This window comes from Thalassobacillus sp. B23F22_16, from assembly GCF_043496955.1.
GTDB lineage: Bacteria > Bacillota > Bacilli > Bacillales > Halobacillaceae > Thalassobacillus > Thalassobacillus devorans_A.
In genome coordinates this window covers 82040-101277 of sequence record NZ_JBIEKD010000007.1, presented here as the reverse complement: position 1 = coordinate 101277, position 19238 = coordinate 82040, and the positions used below count along the sequence as shown (strand labels likewise).

The 19238-nt window shown below is 47.0% G+C and carries 21 protein-coding genes; 8 read left to right on the top strand and 13 right to left on the bottom strand.

All coding sequences use genetic code 11. From position 1 onward, the window contains the following. Positions 1-110 precede the first annotated feature (110 nt). On the top strand, positions 111-962 hold the full coding sequence (locus ACGTNI_RS07855; RefSeq protein WP_394461331.1) for a patatin-like phospholipase family protein: 852 nt from the start codon (positions 111-113) through the stop codon (positions 960-962). 40 nt (positions 963-1002) lie between these two features. On the opposite strand, the gene ric is transcribed toward ACGTNI_RS07855, so the two are convergent. Beyond that, positions 1003-1695 carry an iron-sulfur cluster repair di-iron protein gene (ric, locus tag ACGTNI_RS07850; protein ID WP_394461329.1) on the bottom strand — a complete coding sequence of 231 codons (693 nt, stop codon included), beginning with the start codon at positions 1693-1695 and terminating at the stop codon, positions 1003-1005. A gap of 67 nt (positions 1696-1762) precedes the next feature. After that, entirely contained in the window at positions 1763-2659 is an 897-nt protein-coding gene (locus ACGTNI_RS07845; protein WP_394461327.1) for a DMT family transporter, read from the bottom strand. 135 nt (positions 2660-2794) lie between these two features. On the opposite strand from ACGTNI_RS07845, the gene ACGTNI_RS07840 reads away from it, so the two are divergent. The 7 genes from ACGTNI_RS07840 (at position 2795) to ACGTNI_RS07810 (ending at position 7776) form a co-directional block, all read left to right on the top strand. Beyond that, entirely contained in the window at positions 2795-3199 is a 405-nt protein-coding gene (locus tag ACGTNI_RS07840; protein WP_394461325.1) for a hypothetical protein, read from the top strand. Between the two features lie 386 nt (positions 3200-3585). Further along, the gene (locus ACGTNI_RS07835; RefSeq protein ID WP_394461323.1) at positions 3586-4410 is read left to right on the top strand and encodes an electron transfer flavoprotein subunit beta/FixA family protein; all 825 of its coding nucleotides are present in this window, start codon (positions 3586-3588) and stop codon (positions 4408-4410) included. Continuing rightward, positions 4407-5429, top strand: coding sequence for an electron transfer flavoprotein subunit alpha/FixB family protein (locus ACGTNI_RS07830; RefSeq protein ID WP_394461321.1), 1023 nt, complete (start codon positions 4407-4409; stop codon positions 5427-5429). The genes ACGTNI_RS07835 and ACGTNI_RS07830 overlap by 4 nt, the downstream gene beginning before the upstream one ends. Continuing rightward, complete coding sequence (locus tag ACGTNI_RS07825) at positions 5422-6717, top strand: FAD-dependent oxidoreductase (protein ID WP_394461319.1); 1296 nt, start codon at positions 5422-5424, stop codon at positions 6715-6717. The genes ACGTNI_RS07830 and ACGTNI_RS07825 overlap by 8 nt, the downstream gene beginning before the upstream one ends. Next, complete coding sequence (locus tag ACGTNI_RS07820; protein ID WP_085509213.1) at positions 6717-7001, top strand: ferredoxin family protein; 285 nt, start codon at positions 6717-6719, stop codon at positions 6999-7001. Before ACGTNI_RS07825 ends, ACGTNI_RS07820 begins: the two co-directional genes overlap by 1 nt. 109 nt (positions 7002-7110) lie before the next feature. Further along, a complete protein-coding gene (locus ACGTNI_RS07815) occupies positions 7111-7431 on the top strand; it encodes a hypothetical protein (RefSeq protein WP_394461317.1) in 321 nt (106 codons plus the stop codon). A gap of 138 nt (positions 7432-7569) precedes the next feature. Further along, a complete protein-coding gene (locus ACGTNI_RS07810) occupies positions 7570-7776 on the top strand; it encodes a PLDc N-terminal domain-containing protein (RefSeq protein WP_085507881.1) in 207 nt (68 codons plus the stop codon). A 234-nt stretch (positions 7777-8010) separates the two neighbouring features. Here ACGTNI_RS07810 and ACGTNI_RS07805 read toward each other — a convergent pair whose 3' ends face one another. From ACGTNI_RS07805 to ilvB, 11 genes are all read right to left on the bottom strand, one after another. Continuing rightward, positions 8011-8232: a hypothetical protein gene (locus tag ACGTNI_RS07805; RefSeq protein ID WP_394461315.1), complete on the bottom strand. Its 222-nt coding sequence runs from the start codon at positions 8230-8232 to the stop codon at positions 8011-8013. Positions 8233-8295: 63 nt separating this feature from the next. Continuing rightward, complete coding sequence (locus ACGTNI_RS07800) at positions 8296-9033, bottom strand: Bax inhibitor-1/YccA family protein (protein ID WP_394461312.1); 738 nt, start codon at positions 9031-9033, stop codon at positions 8296-8298. A gap of 624 nt (positions 9034-9657) precedes the next feature. Continuing rightward, entirely contained in the window at positions 9658-9822 is a 165-nt protein-coding gene (locus tag ACGTNI_RS07795; RefSeq protein WP_082412042.1) for a YqaE/Pmp3 family membrane protein, read from the bottom strand. A gap of 123 nt (positions 9823-9945) precedes the next feature. Further along, complete coding sequence (ilvA, locus tag ACGTNI_RS07790) at positions 9946-10896, bottom strand: threonine ammonia-lyase (protein ID WP_394461310.1); 951 nt, start codon at positions 10894-10896, stop codon at positions 9946-9948. Positions 10897-11009: 113 nt separating this feature from the next. Further along, complete coding sequence (gene leuD, locus ACGTNI_RS07785) at positions 11010-11603, bottom strand: 3-isopropylmalate dehydratase small subunit (RefSeq protein WP_394461308.1); 594 nt, start codon at positions 11601-11603, stop codon at positions 11010-11012. 11 nt (positions 11604-11614) lie between these two features. After that, a complete protein-coding gene (leuC, locus tag ACGTNI_RS07780) occupies positions 11615-13036 on the bottom strand; it encodes a 3-isopropylmalate dehydratase large subunit (RefSeq protein WP_394461306.1) in 1422 nt (473 codons plus the stop codon). A gap of 24 nt (positions 13037-13060) precedes the next feature. Further along, entirely contained in the window at positions 13061-14167 is a 1107-nt protein-coding gene (leuB, locus tag ACGTNI_RS07775) for a 3-isopropylmalate dehydrogenase (RefSeq protein ID WP_394461304.1), read from the bottom strand. Positions 14168-14207: 40 nt separating this feature from the next. After that, positions 14208-15752: a 2-isopropylmalate synthase gene (locus tag ACGTNI_RS07770; RefSeq protein WP_394461302.1), complete on the bottom strand. Its 1545-nt coding sequence runs from the start codon at positions 15750-15752 to the stop codon at positions 14208-14210. A 4-nt stretch (positions 15753-15756) separates the two neighbouring features. Then, on the bottom strand, positions 15757-16770 hold the full coding sequence (gene ilvC, locus ACGTNI_RS07765; protein WP_085507896.1) for a ketol-acid reductoisomerase: 1014 nt from the start codon (positions 16768-16770) through the stop codon (positions 15757-15759). Between the two features lie 209 nt (positions 16771-16979). Beyond that, entirely contained in the window at positions 16980-17501 is a 522-nt protein-coding gene (ilvN, locus tag ACGTNI_RS07760; protein WP_062445571.1) for an acetolactate synthase small subunit, read from the bottom strand. Continuing rightward, complete coding sequence (ilvB, locus tag ACGTNI_RS07755) at positions 17498-19219, bottom strand: acetolactate synthase large subunit (protein ID WP_394461299.1); 1722 nt, start codon at positions 19217-19219, stop codon at positions 17498-17500. The genes ilvN and ilvB overlap by 4 nt, the downstream gene beginning before the upstream one ends. Positions 19220-19238: the final 19 nt, after the last annotated feature.

Below are 19238 nucleotides of genomic sequence, written 5' to 3'. Positions count from 1 at the left end.
CAGACAGCTGCCTATAACCAGGCAGCTGTCTTACATTTTGAGTGGATACGTTTGACCCCAACCTGAAAAATGTTAAAATTTCCATATCAGCAAAAAGAAGGTGTTTAGGTATGGAAAAAACAGGGCTTGTATTAGAAGGCGGGGGCATGCGAGGGACCTATACTGCAGGTGTCCTGGATTATTTTCTTGATATGGATCTTCATTTTCCCTATGTAGTCGGTGCATCGGCAGGAGCGTCAAACGGAAGCTCCTATGTAGCCAAACAGCGGGGCAGGAACTATGATGTGCTCGTCGGCTACGGGGATCATCCGGAGTATATTTCCTATAAACGGGCGTTCCGTCAAAAAGAATTGTTCGGCATGGACTTTATTTTTGACAAACTGCCGAATGAGCTTGTTCCATTCGATTATGATACATTCGAAGCGAGAAAGACGAAGTTTGCGGTTGCTACAACAGATATGGAGACAGGAATGCCCCACTATTATGATGATTTTCCGGACCGGAACAGTTTACTTACGATCATGCGGGCATCGTGTTCGATTCCATTGATATCGCCGAGTATTCCTTATGATGGTAAATATCTGATGGATGGCGGGATAGCCGACCCTGTGCCAATCGAGCGGTCAATTGAACAAGGGAACGAAAAGCACGTCGTCATCCTGACGAGAAATCAAGGATATATGAAGAAAAGGATGCGGCTTGGCTGGTATATCCAGCGCAAGTTCAAACAATATCCTAAATTCGTGGACAGCCTCCTGACTCGTCATGATAAATACAACCAGTTGACCAGAAGGCTGCATGAGCTTGAAAAAGAGGGGAAAGTATTCATTATCCGACCGGATGAGCCGCTTGCGGTCGGGAGAATAGAGCGTAACAAACAAAAGCTCCATAATCTTTACATGCAAGGTTATAACGAAATGAAACAGCAGGAGAAAGCCTTGGAAGCCTTTTTGAAAGCATAGAAAAATCCACCCGGACCGCGTCCAGGTGGATTTTTTTAATTTAGATCCGCTTAAACAAAATATTATTTTCTAAATGGATATGCTGGAATGTATCGGCTTCGAGTTCTGCCAGCCGCTTGTAAGTGATCCGATACGAGTTGCAAGCGTCCACAGGTGGTTCAAACCCATTGGTCAGGTTATGGATTTCTTTTAAGAGATCCCCGGCCTGGTCGTGTTCATCTTCTAAGCCGCCATTCGCCTCGTGAATCCGCTGTCGCAATTCTTCACTAGGCTCCACATCATATTGCTTGATCAGCGGGAATACTTCCATTTCTTCTTTGATCAGGTGGGACTCCAATTCGACTTTCAGCTCATTATACAATCGATGTAATTCTTGCAAATGCGGGTGGTTGGCACCGTGGACCCGGTAGATTTTTGTGACAAACTGGCCTAATGCCGGCAGTTCATCATTCAAAAAAGCATGATGGGTGTAGACGATGTGATCGACAAGTTCCGTGTTGGAAACTTTGCTCCAATCCGGACCTTCATTTCCTTTTGTAATCCAGTCGGAGTAATCTTCGTTCAGCTGGTGTAAAATCATGCCTTCATCCATTTTCTTTTCATCAAATACTTCACCTAGCGGACGATCTCCTCCACAGCAGAAGTCGATCCGGTTCTTTTTGAATAAGTCGCTCGCCTTCGGATATATATTTACGATTTCAGCAGGTGTATTTTCTCTTGTAAAAGTAGTCATTTCATCTACCTCCTTCATTGGTTACCTCTATCATACAAGGTATCCACTATGGAGATAATGATATAAATCACACCCTGGCTGTGATTTTCACACGTTTACGACTTTTTGAAATGACGACCACTGCAGAAATGATAGCAAGCATGCCAGCCATTTGCCATCCATTGAAGGCATCATCAAAAACAGTAATGCCGATGATAATGGCCACTACCGGTTCGATGGTGCTCAATATGGACGCTTTCGATGCTTCCATTTCAAATAATCCGAGTGTGTAGGAGATATAGGCAACAGCTGTCGGCAACAACCCAAGTCCGATGCCAAGCAGGAGCGGACCGGGAGACAACAGGATCGCCAATTTTTCCTGATACGGAAAAAACGGAAGCAAAGCCGCCGTCGCGGTAATAAATGTATAAAAGGTAATGGTCAGGCTGTCATATTTTACAAAGGCGAATTTGCTGAAAATGCTATATAAGGCATAGCCGAAGCCGGATCCGATTCCGAGTAAAATACCGGCAGTAGATAAACTTGCATCCGGTGAGGGAAAGGCACCAACTGCAAAAGCAGCACCGACCAGTGTCAGCCCTAGTGCCAGCCCCTTTTTAGCCGTGTACGGCTCTTTAAATAGAATAATAGATAGAATCATCACAAAAGCTGGACCAGTATATAAGAGGGCAGTGGCAATCGGGATGTTGGTTTCTGCCATACTGGCAAACAGGCAATAGTTGAAGAACACGATGCTCCCGATTCCGGTGCCGATAAAATACCGGATGTCTTTCCAGTTTTTCAGTTTCATCTGTTTACGATACCGTAGCAGCATGTAGCCAAGCAGAAATACGCTGGCGAAAAACACCCGAATCGTTACAATTTCCATTGAGGTAAAGCCTGCTTGTTCCAGCATTTTTACATATAACCCGATCGTTCCCCAAAGCGAGGCGCCGATCAGCACGAATAGGATTGCTTTTTTCATTGAAATTCCTCCTGATGAACGAATTATATCAGAAGTAAAAGCTGACCGGCTATCATTCTTTCCGATTACTTACATGGGTTTAAAATCCCCCAGAACTGGCCAAACTGGTCGTAAATGAAAAGGGGACGTGATGAAATGAAAGACTGGTTTAATTGGAATATGATAAGCAAGTGGCTGGAGTTCGATGTCGACACGTTTGCAATCCTTGGAATCGATCCGATTTATATACATTTTCTTCTGCCGTTTATGCTGCTGGCTGCCGGAGTCTGGCTGTTTGAACCGGTTACGTTATGGCTTATGCACGCCAACTGGAAGCGGCTGCTCACATTTTTGGTGATCAGCCTTGCGGTAACCAATCTGTTGATCAGCATTCAGTTGTACCGGGTGGTGAAACTGAATGGAAGTATTGCGGAGGAAGCATTGGCCGTGCAGCTGCTCGCAGTCGTAGTATTTGGTGTTTGTTATACGTTGTATGGCCTCATCAGGCAAGTGTTCCGTTTCTTCAGAAAATCATCAAGACCCGCCGTCAAGCGGTGGTAAAGATTACAAACCTGTTGCTAAAAAGGCAGCAGGTTTTTTTATGCCCAAATACATGAGGGGAGGACCAAGTAAAGATAAAACTAGCATATATCTCATCGTCGTTTGCAAAAATTATTCCTTACCCTGAACAATCTGTGATGTATGTCATAGAGGAAGGTTCAGTTGTTTGCTAGTATCAAGGTGGAAAATGAATTTTCTGTCATCATCTAATCGGAATAGATAGATTTCATCCCCGTTATCTGTCTTGCTCTTGGGAACATTCGCCTGTTCACCCAATCTTGCAAGCGCTAACAAATGATGGACAGAAAATCTTACTATCAGGCTTTGCTCCTTTGCTGGTTAGGGTTGGGAACAAGGCCATTTAAAAGAAAGGGGGTTGATACTGCATGCACATTGTTGTTTGTGTGAAACAGGTACCAGATACGAAAGTAATCAAAATCAATCCGAAAACAAATACGCTGGACCGGCGGGGCGTCCCCTCGATCATGAATCCTTATGATGCTCATGCGGTACAGGAAGCCGTGCGTTTGAAACGCGAATACGGAGGAAAGGTGTCCGTATTATCCATGGGGCCGCCTCAGGCCGATGCGGTTATCAAAAAAAGCATCGAAATCGGTGCTGATGAAGGGTACTTGATCTCCGACAGGGCATTTGCCGGAGCCGACACATTAGCCACCAGTTATGCCCTGACAAAAGCGCTCGAAAAAATAAGCTCAGCTTCCCCGATCGATATGATTTTCTGCGGAAAACATGCTATCGACGGAGATACCGGGCAGGTAGGACCCGGTATAGCCAGCAGGCTCGATATCCCGCCAGTAACAAACATCACTTCCATCACAAAAGTCACCAAAGACTATGTAGAACTCCAACGTAAGCTTCAAGACGGGTATGCCCATATCCGTACCATACTTCCTTGTCTGATAACCATAGAAAAGGAAATAAACGAGATTGAATATGCACCGTTCCCGAATATGTTGAAAGCAGTCTCTTATCAACCGGTCGTTTGGAATGTCGACCAGTTAGGAGAAGTCGACCGAAAACAACTAGGACTGAAAGGATCGCCGACCGTAGTAGGAAAAATGTTCGCACCTCCGAAGCAGGAAGGCGGACACAGGCTGGAAGGTAGCCCCCAGGAGCAAGTAGACCAGCTGCTTCATGTATTGCAGGAAAAACGTCACTTGTTCCATAAGAAAGGGGGAGCAGCGGTATGATAGAAGACCATCGGGGTATCTGGGTGTTCGCTGAAGTCGTCGATGGCAGCATAGCAGGAGTATCGCTTGAGCTTCTCGGCGCAGGAAGAGAATTAGCAGATAAGCTGGAAACGCCGCTTGCAGCGGTACTGTTAGGACATGAAATCCGGCATCTGACCGAACCGTTGATCCACCATGGTGCCGATGAAGTATATGTCATCGACGCACCGGTATTAAAGGACTACAGAACCGAACCATATTTAGCAGGAATGGGAAAATTAGCGCGCATACACCTGCCGGAAATCATCCTCTATGGAGCTACTCCCAATGGAAAAGACATTGCATCTGCAGTCGCAACCGACTTGAAGACTGGGCTTACGGCCGATTGTACGATGCTTGATGTCGATGTAGATAAAAGATTATTAGAGGCAAGCAGACCCGCGTTTGGAGGCAACATCATGGCGACCATTCTATGTAAAAAACATCGCCCGCAAATGGCCACTGTCCGCCCAAAGGTGATGAAAGCATTAGAACCGGATGCTTCCCGGAAAGGCGCGGTTATCGAAGAAAGCCTGGACATGAAGGAAGCAGATATCCGCACGAAGGTACTTGAAATTGTCAAAGGACCAGGTAAGTCGGTAAACCTGGAAGATGCCGATGTCATTGTCTGCGGCGGCAAAGGGATGGGAGATGAACAAGGATTCCAGCTCATTCATCAATTTGCCGAAACAATCGGTGCCACGGTTGGCGGTACCAGGGATGCTGTCGAAGCAGGCTGGCTTTCCCATGATCACCAGATCGGGCAGACGGGTGAAACAGTGACTCCGAAAATTTATTTCGCCATTGGAGTCTCCGGTGCGATCCAGCATACAGTCGGGATGAAAAACTCCGAAATGATCATCGCCATTAATAAAGATCCGGAGGCTCCTATCTTTGAAGTCGCCACCTACGGGATGGTAGGAGATGCCAGGGAAATCCTGCCGGTTCTGATCCATGCTTTTGATGAGCTGCTGAAGGAAGAGGTGGTTTCCCATGCCTGAAAGATTTGACGTCATCGTCGTTGGTGCCGGTCCGGCCGGTACCAGCTGTGCCTATTTATGTGCGAAAAACGGACTGAAGGTACTCCAAATTGAACGAGGGGAATATCCTGGCGCAAAAAACGTCATGGGCGGGGTGCTGTATAAGCAGCAGTTGGAAGAAATCATTCCTGAATTCTGGAAGGAAGCTCCCATTGAACGACCGATAGTGGAGCAGCGGATGTGGCTGCTCGATGAAGAATCTGCGATTACACTTGGCTATAAGGGCCAGGCGTGGGCAAATGAAGAGAACTATAATAACTTTACGATATTGCGTGCCAAGTTCGATCAATGGTTTGCAAAAAAAGCACAGGAACAAGGGGTAACATTAATTAACGAAACGGTAGTGGATGCTTGTCTTGTTGAAAATGGAAAAGTCGTAGGGGTAAGAACCGATCGTCCTGATGGGGATGTGTATGCTGATGTCGTCGTACTGGCAGACGGTGTCAATTCGCTGCTTGCCAAACAACTCGGTTTCCATGAGGAAATCGAGCCTGCTCAAGTGGCATTGACGGTGATGGAAGTACTCAACCTGCCAGCGGAAACCATCAATGAGCGGTTCAACCTGGAAGACGGGCAGGGGTGTACGATAGAAATGTTCGGTGATGCCACAAAAGGTCATCTCGGGACGGCCTTCCTGTATACAAACAAGGAAAGCCTGAATATCGGTGTGGGAACCACATTGTCGAGCCTTGTTAACAGTAAAATGAAGCCCTATGATCTTTTGGAATATGTGAAAAATCATCCGATCGTCAAACCGCTCATTAAAGGCGCCGAGGAAGCGGAATATCTCGCCCATTTAATACCAGAAGGAGGGTATCACGCCATCCCGAAGCTGGTTGGTGACGGAGTGATTGTTGCCGGCGATGCCGCCCAGCTGGTCAACGGCATTCACCGCGAAGGTTCTAATATGGCGATGAAATCCGGTAGTTTTGCTGCTGAAGCCATCTTGCTGGCGAAACAAACCGGTAAGTATACCGAAGAAGTACTGGATATCTACCGGGAAAAAGTTTACGAAAGCTTTATTGGCAAGGACTTAAAAAAGTATAAAGATGCCACGGAAACATTGGAAAACCATCCGCAATATTTGAAAGAGTATATTCCGATGCTGAACCGGGCTGCCCGTACCTTCTTTACCGTGGACGGAATAAGTAAACAGGAAAAGCAAAAAGGGATTTTCAATATGTTTATGGAACGCGGAAAAATCCGGACAGTACAGGATATGTACCGGGCATGGAAGGTGATGAAATAATGGCGAAAGCGACGATTGAAGAAAAGCAGTACCTCGTCAGGTTCCGAGCGGATAAGGAATCCCATTTGAAGATTCTTGACCAGACGATTTGCCTGGAAAAATGCCCGGATAAGCCTTGTACGTATTTTTGTCCGGGAGAAGTGTATAAGTTTGAAGGGGACCGAATTCAGGTGGGGTATGAAGGTTGTCATGAATGCGGCAGCTGCAGGATTGGCTGTCCTCACGATAATATTGAATGGAAGTACCCGAAAGGCGGGTATGGCGTCGTATTCCGACTGGCATAGTTAGAAGTGCTGCTCTTAATTTAATCATAGGGGCAGCACAACATTTTTGAGTATTGAATTCAGAAAATTCAAATTACCGTTTTGATTTCAGGAGAGGGGGAAGGCTGGGATGAATTATGTAGAATACTATACGAAAAAAGCGATTTCGATTGGAGAAAGAGATCTGAAAGTATTAAGAAGTTTAGTGAATAGTAATGACAGGGAGGCAGAATACTGGCTGGTCGTATTAAGAGGAGCCGATGCGGAAGATGTAAAAGAAAAATGGAAGGTTGCTTTAATGACAGCGAGGCGTGATGGAAGTTATGACTGCCATGCCAGGCCTGTTAGTGAAAAAGACTGTACTTCTTTCCAGGCAGGTCTCGATCTTATCAAAGAGTGGGAGTACAGGTTATGGGAAGATCGCTGGTTTGAAGAAGGGCAAGCGACATGAACACGTCTACACCATAGACGTGTTTTATTTTTTGTAGGAAAATCATTAAATTAGCTTCAGGCATGGTTTTCAAATTCTTGAAACATAAACGCAGGAAGCCGATAATAGAATGGGAGAAACAGAAGGGAGCGTATGTTGATGGTGGAAGTGGGAAGCATTTTTGCTTTATTCCTGTTATTTGGAGTGCTGGTCTTTGTGCTGAATATTATAACCAGCATTTGGGCTTACCGCGATTCACGGAGAAAAGGTAAAAGCCAGGAGTATGCCTTACTCATTTTAATCGGCACTTTATTTTTTCCGGTTATCGGCTTGATCATTTACTTAATCATCCGTAATGACGTCTGATTTCTGAAATTGTCTAGTAATCGGTGGTTGTGTCCAGTAAATGTTCAAGAAAGTCTAGTAAAAAAATAATAAGTGTCCAATAAACTTCAGAACTGTCTAGTAAGTTCATCAAGATGTCCAGAAGGCTACACCTTCTGTCTAGTAAACCAGCTGCGCGTCTGGAAAAATCGTATGATACATAACCAAAAGGCTGCACCCGGTTGGGTACAGCCTTTTCTATTCCGGTGAGAGATTTTATTTGTCAACCACCTTGAACAGGTTGTCGTGCCATTGATAGGCATGCTTGGATAGATCCTCCGGGGATTCCTTCCGTGGGGAAGCATTTTTCACGATTTCTTTTTGCTCGACTGGCAATTTTTCGTAAGCGTCCCTGAGTTCACTTGTGTATTGCATATGCCGTTTCAATTGATAGAGAAAATCATTCATTTGATCCATCATATCTACCTCCTCTACCATCTATCTTCCTCTTATCGGAAAAAATAAAACCTGCAGTCAGCGTAGAGCTGATAGCAGGGGGTCCTAGCGGCTTCTTAATTTTGCGAGCAGCCGGAGCATCTCAATATATAACCAGACAAGGGTAACCACAAGGCCAAATGCTCCATACCACTCCATGTGCTTTGGAACTCCACGATTCGATGCCCGCTCAATAAAATCAAAATCAAGCACGAGGTTCAAAGCGGCAATCGCTACAATGAAAAGACTGATACCGATTCCGAGCAGACTGGACTCATGAAGAAGCGGTACGTGCATCGATGATGTAAAGACACGAAGGACAATATCCACTAAATAGACAAGGAAAATTCCGAGAGTAGCAGCCATCACACCCATACGGAAATTCTTCGTGACCTTGATAATACGCAGTTTATAAATAATCAATAGTCCGAATAAAGTCATGATCGTAAGCAGTGCAGCCTGGACGACGATGCCTTCGTACAAACTGGCATACTGCGCCGAAATAGCTCCGATGAATAACCCTTCTAACGCGGCGTATACTGGAGCTGTGACAGGAGCCGCTTTTGGTACAAAAGCTGTGATTAAAGCAAAAATCAACGAGCCGATGATGCCAACCCAAATGTAGACGCCGACAGGCTCACCTGCAGCGTAGAGGTTCCAGGTATAGTAGGCAGTAGCCATCAAAAGGAACAGCAGAATGAATACTCGATTGACGGTCCCTTGTACCGTCATCGTGCGCTTACCAGTGGCAGCACGCTGTTTATTGAAAGTCCGGTCATTCAACGTAGGATTAGCAGTTCGCATGGGATCCCTCCTTATATATCGTTAGGCTAGTCTATGTTTCTTCCTTCTTATTCTATGCCTATCCGTAAGCTATGTAAAAAAAAAGACTGTTTTAAACAAACTGCGAACTAGTGAAATACTTTATGGTTCAGGCTAAAATACCGCTGCAGAAATACACTACGCTTTCCGCGGGCGGCTGATGAGCCTCCTCGAGCTAACGCTCTCCGGGGTCTCATCCAGGCCTCTGCTCCCGCAGGAGTCTCCGTGTATTTCTTCCGCTGATAGTGAGCTGTGTCTTTTTAATGAAGTATCTTGTCTTTTTTTATACTGAGGTTTCTTAATTGCACACGAAGATTCTAAATAATAAAATTTTCATTTGAGAATTAATACTAGCGTAGGCAGAATACGTAGACTCCTTGGGGAACAGCACGAGTCCGAAGACCCCACAGCGGTGGGTTTCCGCGAGGAGGCTGAGGCCGTGCCCCAGGAAAGCGAAGTGTTCTGCCGAAGCGGGTGAGCAGCACTCACGAAAAAAATCATTGTTTCGCAGTTTATATATACTGGGTGTTAAAGGGCGACAGTGCATTGTAAAAAGCCAAAAGAAAAGACCCCTGGGGGAAGGGGCCCTTTCAGAATGAATTTTAGTTAAACGGTGCCGAGTTCTTTGTTACGTACTACTAAGACAGCGTGGATGGCACCTGGAATCCAGAAAATCGCTGTAAGAATCAAGTTGAATAGAGCTGTCATTGGTCTGCCTGCCATGAATACTGCTAAAGGCGGCAGTAGTACGGCTAGAATGTATTTTAACATAATCAAATGCCTCCTTTTAATGTATAACATACCACTAGAAGGCGGGCATTAATCTTCTCATTGAAAAATGAGTAATATAGCTCAGAAAAACAGGCAGCCCCGATATGTGGGCTGCCTGTACGATCATACGACTTTATATTTGTTTTGCTGAGACAAGGACTGGATGGCAGGGAGTTTTGCAATATCCATGTTACCTCCACTGACGACGATACCACAGTTTTGGGAATTGATTTTTTTATGATAGGAAAGGAGGGCTGCTAATGCTGTAGCGCCGGCGCCTTCTACCATGGTTTTTTCCCTTTCCAGCAGCTGGACCATGGTGGCCGCAATCTGCTGATCAGAAACTGTGATCATCTTATCGACATAGTTTCGGATGATCGGATACGTTTTTTCTCCCGGGCGTTTTACTGCAATTCCATCAGCAATCGTCGAAACAGATGGCAGGGAAGTAGCCCCTTTGGAGTGAAACTGATTATAAGTGGCACTCGCACCTTCCGCCTGAACGCCGATTACCTGGATGGCCGGGTTGATGCTTTTCGCGGCAAAAGCGATGCCGCTGATCAGGCCGCCCCCGCCGACAGGGACGATAAGTGTATCGAGGGAAGGCTGGTCCTCAAGCATCTCGATGGCAATCGTTCCTTGTCCCGCCATGACATCGGGATCATCAAAAGGGTGGATGAATACAGCTTTGGATCGCTTCTGTTCTTCGATAGCCGCCTCATAGGCTTCCTGAAAAGACTCGCCCGTCAGCACGATTTTTGCTCCGTAGCCTTCCGTAGCTTTGGTCTTTGCTTTCGGTGTGTTGGCTGGCATGAAAATTTTTGCTTCGATGCCGCGTTTTGCGGCTGCCAGCGCGACACCCTGGGCATGGTTGCCGGCAGAAGCGGCAATTACCCCACGCTTCATTTCATGCTTGGTCAATTGCGAGATTTTGTAGCTGGCACCTCTGATTTTAAATGCGCCGGTTTTTTGCTGGTTTTCCATCTTCATAAACACATTTTTTCCTGTTTGTTCATTTAATGTCGCTGAAGTGGTGAGCGGGGTACGATGCACAACAGAGGAAAGCTGTTCCATAGCATCCGCCACCTTGGTTAATAATAACGAATTCCCAATGTCTTCACACTCCTTATAATTTTTTATTATGATTTTCTAATGATGGTGGAAGAATTAAACTCTATCCAATCTCATCATCCAATAATTTGCTGACGTTCTTCATAGGCGGTGATTTTGTCTTCGTTTGTTAATGTGACGGCGATTTCATCCCAGCCGTTCAACAGCATCTGTTTATGGTAATCCGAAATGTCGAAGCTGAAGCTGAAGTCCTCTTCATCGACGACCAGCTGCTTTTCCAGATCAACCGTCAAGTTAAGCATCTGCTGTTCCGCTTTTTTAATGATTGCCTGTGTTTCATCTTCTGTCAGTTTGACAGGGAGGATGCCGTTCTTGACGCAGTTATTATAAAAAATATCGGCGAAGCTTGGTGCGATTACAACTTGGAAGCCGTAATCCAAAATTGCCCAGGGTGCGTGTTCCCGGGAGGAACCGCAGCCGAAATTATCTCCGGCGACCAGAATGGAAGCGTCATTATACTTCTCATCATTCATCGTAAAGATGTCACGTTTTTCTCCTTCTTCATCAAAACGCCAGTTATAAAAAAGGAATTGGCCGAAGCCCTGGCGTTCGATTCGTTTCAGGAATTGTTTTGGGATGATTTGGTCTGTATCGACATTTGAGCGATTCAATGGGTAGACAAGCCCGGAATGAACGCGTATCGGTTCCATGGAAAGACCTCCTATCTGTTTACTGCTGTATCGGTAATTTTTCTTACATCAACAAAATGACCTTCAAGTGCAGCCGCTGCCGCCATTTCCGGGCTGACCAGGTGGGTGCGGGCCCCGTTTCCTTGTCTGCCTTCGAAGTTACGGTTGGAAGTAGATGCGCACCGTTCGCCAGGAGGGACGATATCGTCATTCATCGCCAGGCACATGCTGCATCCTGCTTCACGCCATTCAAAGCCGGCTGTTTTGAAGATGACATCCAGACCTTCTGCTTCCGCTTGTTCCTTGACTGTTCTCGAGCCTGGAACAACGAGGGCAGTGACTTTTTCATCGACTTTTCTGCCTTGAATGACATCTGCTGCTTTTTTCAAATCGCTCAGCCGGGAGTTGGTACAAGAGCCGATGAACACATAATCGACTTTAACAGAATCGATCGGCTGATTGGCTTCCAGTCCCATGTAGTCGAGAGCCCGCTGGACAGCGTCCTGCTCATAATCTTTTTCCTGGCTGGCAGGGTCCGGTACATTGGCGCTGACCGGAATACACATGGATGGATTCGTTCCCCATGTTACCTGGGGTTCGACTTCATAGGCATCGATTTCAACGGTGGCATCGTAGCTTGCACCTTCATCGGTAGCCAGGGCACGCCATTGATCGGCAGCTTCATCAAAAGCTTCTCCATCCGGAACATGGCGTCGGCCGCGAAGGTACTCGATCGTTGTATCGTCTGGTGAAATCAGACCGGCGCGAGCACCGGCTTCAATCGACATGTTACAGACCGTCATCCGTTCTTCCATGGAAAGATTGCGGACAGCTTCACCGGTATATTCGATAACATAACCGGTACCGAAACGGACGCCATGCTTGGCGATGATAGCCAGAATCAAATCCTTAGCCGTAACGCCTGTGCCAAGCTTGCCATTCACTTTAACCTCAAGCGTTTTCGGAGGTGCCTGGCCAAGTGTCTGGGTGGAAAGGACATGTTCCACTTCACTGGTTCCAATTCCAAAGGCTAACGCCCCGAATGCACCGTGAGTCGAGGTATGGCTGTCCCCGCAGACAATGGTCTTGCCTGGCTGGGTGAGACCAAGCTCTGGTCCGATAACGTGGACGATCCCCTGATCAGGGTGGTCGATGTCAGCAAGCGGGACACCGAACTCTTCACAATTTTCTTTCAAGGTGTGCATCTGTTTTTTAGAAACTTCATCTTTGATGATATGCCGTTGCTTCGTTGGGACATTATGGTCCATCGTAGCGAACGTCAATTCAGGACGACGCACTTTCCGCCCCTTCATTCTTAGTCCTTCAAAAGCCTGGGGAGAAGTGACTTCATGAATCAGGTGCAAATCGATATAAAGCAGATCAGGCTTGCCAGGCTCCTGATGGACGATATGATTCTCCCAAATTTTTTCGATGATTGTTTTTGGCTGGGTCATTGTTTTCACTCCTCGCGTCAGTAATCAGGCATAGGCACTCATGATACAGCTGGCCGCATCACTTTCTGTCAGATATTCCACGACTTTACGAGTCATGTTCGTCGTATCCGTTTCAATGCCATTCGCTACTTTCAAATCTTTTGTATGATAACCGGTGTCGATGACTTCTTCTACTGCTTTTTCAATGCAGGCTGCTTCTTCTTCCATACCGAAAGAGTGGCGCAGCATCAAGGCTGTAGATAAAATCATCGCCAGCGGGTTGGCGATATTCTGCCCGGCAATATCCGGTGCAGAACCGTGTACTGGTTCATACAGTCCGACACCATCGGAACGAAGGCTGGCAGAAGGAAGCATGCCCAGTGATCCAGTCAATACAGAAGCTTCATCACTCAGGATGTCACCGAACATATTTTCTGTGACGATGACATCGAACTGTGCAGGGTTCTGAATCAGCTTCATAGCCGCCGCATCAACAAGCATATGCTCGACCGTAACGTCCGGATAATCTGCCTTCTTCTCTTCGACGACTTCGCGCCACAGCTTACTGGACTCCAGTACATTGGCTTTATCGACCGAAGTAAGATGGTTGCGACGCAGACGAGCGCTTTGGAATGCTTTATCTACGATTCTTTCGATTTCATGGCGTTCATAGTAAAGTGTATCGACAACCGACTGTCCGTCCTCGCGGCGTTCTGATGGAGTACCGAAATAAAGCCCTCCCGTTAATTCACGGACAATTAACAGGTCGCTGTCTTCGACAAGTTCTTCCTTCAGCGGGGAAGCGCCAAGTAATTTCTTGAACCCTTTGACCGGACGAAGGTTGGCAAACAGACCAAGTTCTTTTCGGATGCCAAGCAATCCTTTTTCAGGACGAAGGTGGGAAGGGAGGTCATCCCATTTAGGACCACCGACCGCACCCAGCAATACAGCATCCGCTCCTTTACAAGCGGCGACTGTCTCCTCCGGAAGGGGAGCGCCATGCTCATCGACAGCTGTACCGCCGATGGCATGAGTTTCAAACGTAAACGAATGACCGTATTTTTCAGCAATTTCTTCCAGGACGGAACGGGCGGAACCGATGATTTCCTGACCGACTCCATCTCCAGGCAGCAATACGATATGTTTGTTCATTAAATTTCCTCCCTCATTAAAAGTAGTGGTCCTTTGACGTTTATACGTGCGCTTGTTTTTGTTCCTGAACGTGCTGGGTGACAAATACCCGGTTGACCGCATTCAAAAATGCATTGGCGGAAGCTTCTAATACGTCCTGGGCAGTACCGCGGCCGCTTGTTTCTGTGTCATTGACGGTCATTTTCACATGGACTTCTGCTAAAGCATCGCGTCCTTTACCGATCGAGCTCAATTGATAGTCCTCCAGGTGAATTTCTTCATGGACAAGACTTTCGAGCGTGTTATAAATGGCCTCGACACTTCCTTGACCGGTGCCGGCATGTTCGAGTCTTGTTCCTTCTGGAGTAGTCAAAGCTACTGTCGCTGTTGGCAGGTTGGCAGAACCATATTGGACCTGGAATGCTTCCAGCTTATATTTTTTGATGGCAGCACTGTCGACCTGCGTATCCATCAGGATCGTAAACAAGTCATCGTCGGTGACTTCTTTTTTCTTGGCTGTCAGCTGTTTAAAGGCTTTGAACGCTTCTTTCATTTTTGCATCGTTGAAGCGATAGCCAAGCTCATGAACTTTTTCTTTGAAAGCATGGCTGCCGGAATGCTTACCAAGCACCATGTTGTTTGATTTCACTCCGACCATTTCCGGTGTGATGATTTCGTAGGTGGAGGCTTCTTTTAAGACGCCATCCTGATGGATTCCTGATTCATGGGCAAACGCATTGCGGCCGACCACTGCTTTGTTTCCGGGAATCATCATGCCGGTCAGCTTACTGACCATGTCACTCGTCCGTTTGATTTCTTTCAAGTTCAGGCTGTTTGTAAACGGATAGACATCCTGGCGAATTTTCATCGCGACTGCAATTTCTTCAAGAGACGCATTGCCGGCACGTTCGCCGATGCCGTTGATTGTACCTTCCACCTGGGTTGCACCATTTTCAATCGCTGCGATCGAGTTGGCTACTGCCATGCCAAGGTCATCATGACAATGGGCAGAAAGGGAGACTTTATCGATATTTGGAACGTTTTCTTTCAGATGGCGGAACAGACTGCCGTATTCTTCCGGTGTCGTATAGCCGACTGTATCCGGAATGTTGATGACGGTAGCCCCGGCATCAATGACAGCTTCGATGATTTTAACAAGAAAATCTTTGTCCGTTCTGGTAGCATCTTCCGCTGACCATTCGATGTGATGGAATTTCTGTTTCGCATAAGCGACTGTTTCGACTGCCGTCTGCAAAACTTCTTCCGGTGTTTTCTTCAATTTATAAGTCATGTGAATGGGGGAGGTGGCAAGGAAGACGTGGAGGCGGGGCTCCACACCATCCTTTAATGCTTCCCATGCTGTATCGATATCACTTTTTACTGCGCGAGCCAATCCTGTCACCGAAACGTTTTTGATCGTTCGGGCGATTTCGCGTACCGCTTCGAACTCTCCTTCTGAGGAAGCCGGAAAACCGGCTTCCATGATATCAACGCCGAAACGTTCCAGCTGCTTGGCGATTTCGATTTTTTCCAGTTTGTTCAGATTGACTCCGGCTGATTGTTCACCGTCACGAAGGGTGGTATCAAACACCTTCACATGGGTCATATACTTACACCTCCTGTTTTTGTTTCTTCTGCTGCTTGACGAAAGGCATCAGTTCGCGTAATTCACGTCCCACTTTTTCGATTTGATGGTTATTTTCAAGGTTGTTGGTTGCGTTGAATTCTGGACGGTTGACCTGATTTTCTGTGATCCAGCCCTTCGCGAATTTACCTGTCTGGATATCACTTAGCACTTCTTTCATGCGGGCTTTTGTTTCTTCGTTGATGACACGTGGTCCGGAAACGAAGTCGCCCCATTGTGCTGTATCGGAAATGGAATAACGCATGCCTTCCAGTCCGCCTTCATACATCAAGTCGACGATCAATTTCAGTTCGTGCATACATTCGAAGTAGGCAACTTCAGGCTGGTAGCCTGCTTCTGTCAATGTTTCAAAACCGGATTTGACAAGATTGGAAAGCCCGCCGCAAAGGACCGCTTGCTCACCGAACAAGTCTGTTTCTGTTTCTTCCTGGAACGTCGTTTCCAATACGCCTGCACGGCCAGCGCCGATGCCTTTTGCGTAGGCAAGTGCTAACTCTTTTGCTTCACCAGTATAATCCTGTTCGACACCGATCAATGCCGGAACGCCTGCGCCTTCTTCGAATGTCCGGCGTACCAGATGTCCTGGGCCTTTCGGTGCTACAAGAAATACGTCGACGTCAGAAGGAGGGACGACCTGGTTGAAATGGACGTTGAATCCGTGAGCGAAAACAAGTGCATTGCCTTCCTGCAGATTCGGCTTGATTTGTTCTTCGAAAACTTTCGGCTGGTGTTCATCTGGAAGGAGCACCATTACTACGTCTGCTTCTTCAACTGCTTCTGGTACGGTTTTGACTTCCTGGCCGTCTTCTTCCGCTTTGTCCCAGGACTTTCCTGGTCTTAGACCAACAACTACCTGATGGCCGCTTTCTTTCAAGTTTTGTGCGTGAGCGTGACCTTGAGAACCATAGCCTACAACCGCTACCTTTTTATTCATCAATACCTGTTCGTTAATGTCGTTGTGATAAAGTACCTTTGCCATAATTAATCATCCTCCAGAATTTTATTATTTGTAATTTATTGTTGATATTTTAATGGGAGGCGGGGGAAACGACTCGCTTTCCGCGGGGAAGACGTCAAGCCTCCTCGGGCTATCGCCCTGTGGGGTCTTGTCAGTCTTGCTCTTCCCGCGGGAGTCTCGCCGTTTCCCATGCCTATGGGTGAATCAACAATGCTTAAACTAATAAACTATTATTTTAAAATAGAGTAGTTTTTCATTTCTGCTACTTGTGGCTGCTGGCCGCGGAGGAAGGCGGTGAGGCCGGTCCGTGCCAGTTCTTTGATGCCGTATGGGCGAAGCAGGTCGATTAATGCTTCAATTTTTTCGTGTTTGCCTGTCACCTGAACGGTCAGACTGTCCTTGCTGATATCGATGATCGACGCCCGGAATGGCTCGATGATACCCTGAATTTCATTTCTTATCTGTGCATTGCTGACTACTCGTATCAATGCAAGTTCACTTGCAACAATCGCTTTATCGGTAATATCGGAAACCTTGAGAACATCGATTTGTTTATTCAGTTGCTTGGTCAGCTGTTCCAGTTTCCGTTCGTCTTCAACGTCGACGACAAATGTCATTTTTGAAATACCTTCTGCTTCCGTGCGGCCAACAGAGATACTTTCGATATTGAACTGCCGTTTCGCTAACAGCCCTGTCACCCGGTTCAGTACGCCGCTTCGGTTTTGAACAGTTGCTGTCACAATTCTTCTCATGGTTTCACCCCGATCATTTCGTGGATTCCTTTTCCTGGTGCAATCATCGGATAGACGTTTTCCTGCTGGAGTACCCGGCAGTCAACGACAACTGGTTCATCGTTTGAGAGTGCTTCTGGAAGTCTTTCTTCCAGGTCCTGCTGTGACTCGATTCTCATGCCTTTTATATTGTAGCTTTCGGCAAGCTTTACAAAATCAGGCTGTGTCGACAGGATCGATTCGGAATAGCGTTTTTCATAAAAGCTTTCCTGCCATTGGCGGACCATTCCAAGTGCCTGGTTGTTGACGATGATCACTTTTACAGGAAGCTTCATTTCCTGAAGCAGGGACAGCTCCTGCAATGTCATTTGGAAACCGCCATCGCCAACGACAGCTACGACTTTATCTTCAGGAGCAGCAAGCTGAGCCCCAATGGCTGCCGGGAAGCCGAATCCCATGGTGCCAAGTCCTCCGGAAGTGACCCAGCGATTCGGTTTTTCCAATTTGTAGTACTGTGCAGCCCACATTTGGTGCTGGCCAACGTCCGTAGTCACAATAGCATCTCCACCGGTGTAGCTGTGGACCTTTTCCATCAGCCATTGTGGCACCATGTCCGTTTCCGGTTTGTTGTACCAAAGTGGATATTCTTCACGGTAGCTATCCAGCTTTTTGTACCATTCTTCCGTTGATGGGGAAGCATCTGCATTTTTTAATAGAGCTTCCAATGCCGCTTTTGAGTCGGAGACAATCGGTATTTGGGTTGGTACATTCTTTCCGATTTCTGCTGGGTCGACATCAATATGAGCGACGGTTGCTTTCGGTGCGAAATGTTCTAATTTTCCGGTCAGACGGTCATCGAAACGAGATCCGATGTTGATGAGCAAATCGCATTCATAAAGCGCCATGTTGGCTGCATAGGTGCCGTGCATTCCTGCCATTCCGAATGAAAGGGAGTGGCTGCCAGGGAAAGTACCCAGCCCGTGCAGTGTGTGTACGACAGGGAGGGAATGCTGTTCAGCAAAAGCCTTCAACTGTTCGGAAGCTTTCCCGTGATGCACGCCGGCTCCGGCGAGCAGCACTGGTTTCTTTGCCTGCGCCATCGCATCTGTCAGCTTTTTAATTTGGAGCGGATTCGGTTTCAAGTTCGGTTGATAGCCCGGCAAGGAAAACTCAACACTTGGAGGGTTATCATCCACCTCGGTTGAAATATCTTTCGGAATATCAACCACAACAGGTCCCGGCCGTCCGGTAGAAGCGATGTGAAAGGCTTCTTTTACAATTCTAGGCAGGTCGGACAGTGACTGTACCTGGTAGTTATGCTTGGTGATTGGCGTCGTAATCCCCATAACATCCGCTTCTTGAAAAGCATCTGTTCCGATAACGCCGCGGGCCACCTGCCCGGTGAAAACGACGACCGGAAGGGAATCCATCATGGCATCCGCAATGCCGGTAATCAGGTTTGTCGCCCCTGGTCCGGAAGTGGCAATGACAACGCCTGGCTTCCCGGTTACTCTGGCATAGCCTTCAGCAGCATGGATAGAACCTTGCTCATGCCGGGCTAAGACGTGATGGAATGCATCACCGGCACGATACAGCGCGTCATAAATCGGTAAGACTGCACCCCCCGGATATCCAAAAATGGTTTTGACTTCTTCCTGGATCAATGCATCCACGAGCAGGTCCGCACCTGACTTTGGTTTCGTTTGGGTTTCATAGTGCGGCTTCGCTTCTACCTTCATTTTTTAAATCCCTCCTAAG

What these genes read in the sequence shown, in the direction of transcription:
- leuD (WP_394461308.1), bottom strand. Translation starts at nt 11,603, where the DNA reads ATGGAACCGATACGCGTTCATTCCGGGCTTGTCTACCCATTGAATCGC.
- leuB (WP_394461304.1), bottom strand. Translation starts at nt 14,167, where the DNA reads ATGAACAAACATATCGTATTGCTGCCTGGAGATGGAGTCGGTCAGGAA.
- ilvA (WP_394461310.1), bottom strand. Translation starts at nt 10,896, where the DNA reads ATGGAACAGCTTTCCTCTGTTGTGCATCGTACCCCGCTCACCACTTCA.
- ilvN (WP_062445571.1), bottom strand. Translation starts at nt 17,501, where the DNA reads ATGAGAAGAATTGTGACAGCAACTGTTCAAAACCGAAGCGGCGTACTG.
- ACGTNI_RS07840 (WP_394461325.1), top strand. Translation starts at nt 2,795, where the DNA reads ATGAAAGACTGGTTTAATTGGAATATGATAAGCAAGTGGCTGGAGTTC.
- ACGTNI_RS07800 (WP_394461312.1), bottom strand. Translation starts at nt 9,033, where the DNA reads ATGCGAACTGCTAATCCTACGTTGAATGACCGGACTTTCAATAAACAG.
- leuC (WP_394461306.1), bottom strand. Translation starts at nt 13,036, where the DNA reads ATGACCCAGCCAAAAACAATCATCGAAAAAATTTGGGAGAATCATATC.
- ACGTNI_RS07830 (WP_394461321.1), top strand. Translation starts at nt 4,407, where the DNA reads ATGATAGAAGACCATCGGGGTATCTGGGTGTTCGCTGAAGTCGTCGAT.
- ACGTNI_RS07805 (WP_394461315.1), bottom strand. Translation starts at nt 8,232, where the DNA reads ATGGTAGAGGAGGTAGATATGATGGATCAAATGAATGATTTTCTCTAT.
- ACGTNI_RS07835 (WP_394461323.1), top strand. Translation starts at nt 3,586, where the DNA reads ATGCACATTGTTGTTTGTGTGAAACAGGTACCAGATACGAAAGTAATC.
- ilvB (WP_394461299.1), bottom strand. Translation starts at nt 19,219, where the DNA reads ATGAAGGTAGAAGCGAAGCCGCACTATGAAACCCAAACGAAACCAAAG.
- ACGTNI_RS07770 (WP_394461302.1), bottom strand. Translation starts at nt 15,752, where the DNA reads ATGACCCATGTGAAGGTGTTTGATACCACCCTTCGTGACGGTGAACAA.
- ACGTNI_RS07815 (WP_394461317.1), top strand. Translation starts at nt 7,111, where the DNA reads ATGAATTATGTAGAATACTATACGAAAAAAGCGATTTCGATTGGAGAA.
- ACGTNI_RS07810 (WP_085507881.1), top strand. Translation starts at nt 7,570, where the DNA reads ATGGTGGAAGTGGGAAGCATTTTTGCTTTATTCCTGTTATTTGGAGTG.
- ilvC (WP_085507896.1), bottom strand. Translation starts at nt 16,770, where the DNA reads ATGGCAAAGGTACTTTATCACAACGACATTAACGAACAGGTATTGATG.
- ACGTNI_RS07855 (WP_394461331.1), top strand. Translation starts at nt 111, where the DNA reads ATGGAAAAAACAGGGCTTGTATTAGAAGGCGGGGGCATGCGAGGGACC.
- ACGTNI_RS07845 (WP_394461327.1), bottom strand. Translation starts at nt 2,659, where the DNA reads ATGAAAAAAGCAATCCTATTCGTGCTGATCGGCGCCTCGCTTTGGGGA.
- ACGTNI_RS07825 (WP_394461319.1), top strand. Translation starts at nt 5,422, where the DNA reads ATGCCTGAAAGATTTGACGTCATCGTCGTTGGTGCCGGTCCGGCCGGT.
- ric (WP_394461329.1), bottom strand. Translation starts at nt 1,695, where the DNA reads ATGACTACTTTTACAAGAGAAAATACACCTGCTGAAATCGTAAATATA.
- ACGTNI_RS07820 (WP_085509213.1), top strand. Translation starts at nt 6,717, where the DNA reads ATGGCGAAAGCGACGATTGAAGAAAAGCAGTACCTCGTCAGGTTCCGA.
- ACGTNI_RS07795 (WP_082412042.1), bottom strand. Translation starts at nt 9,822, where the DNA reads ATGTTAAAATACATTCTAGCCGTACTACTGCCGCCTTTAGCAGTATTC.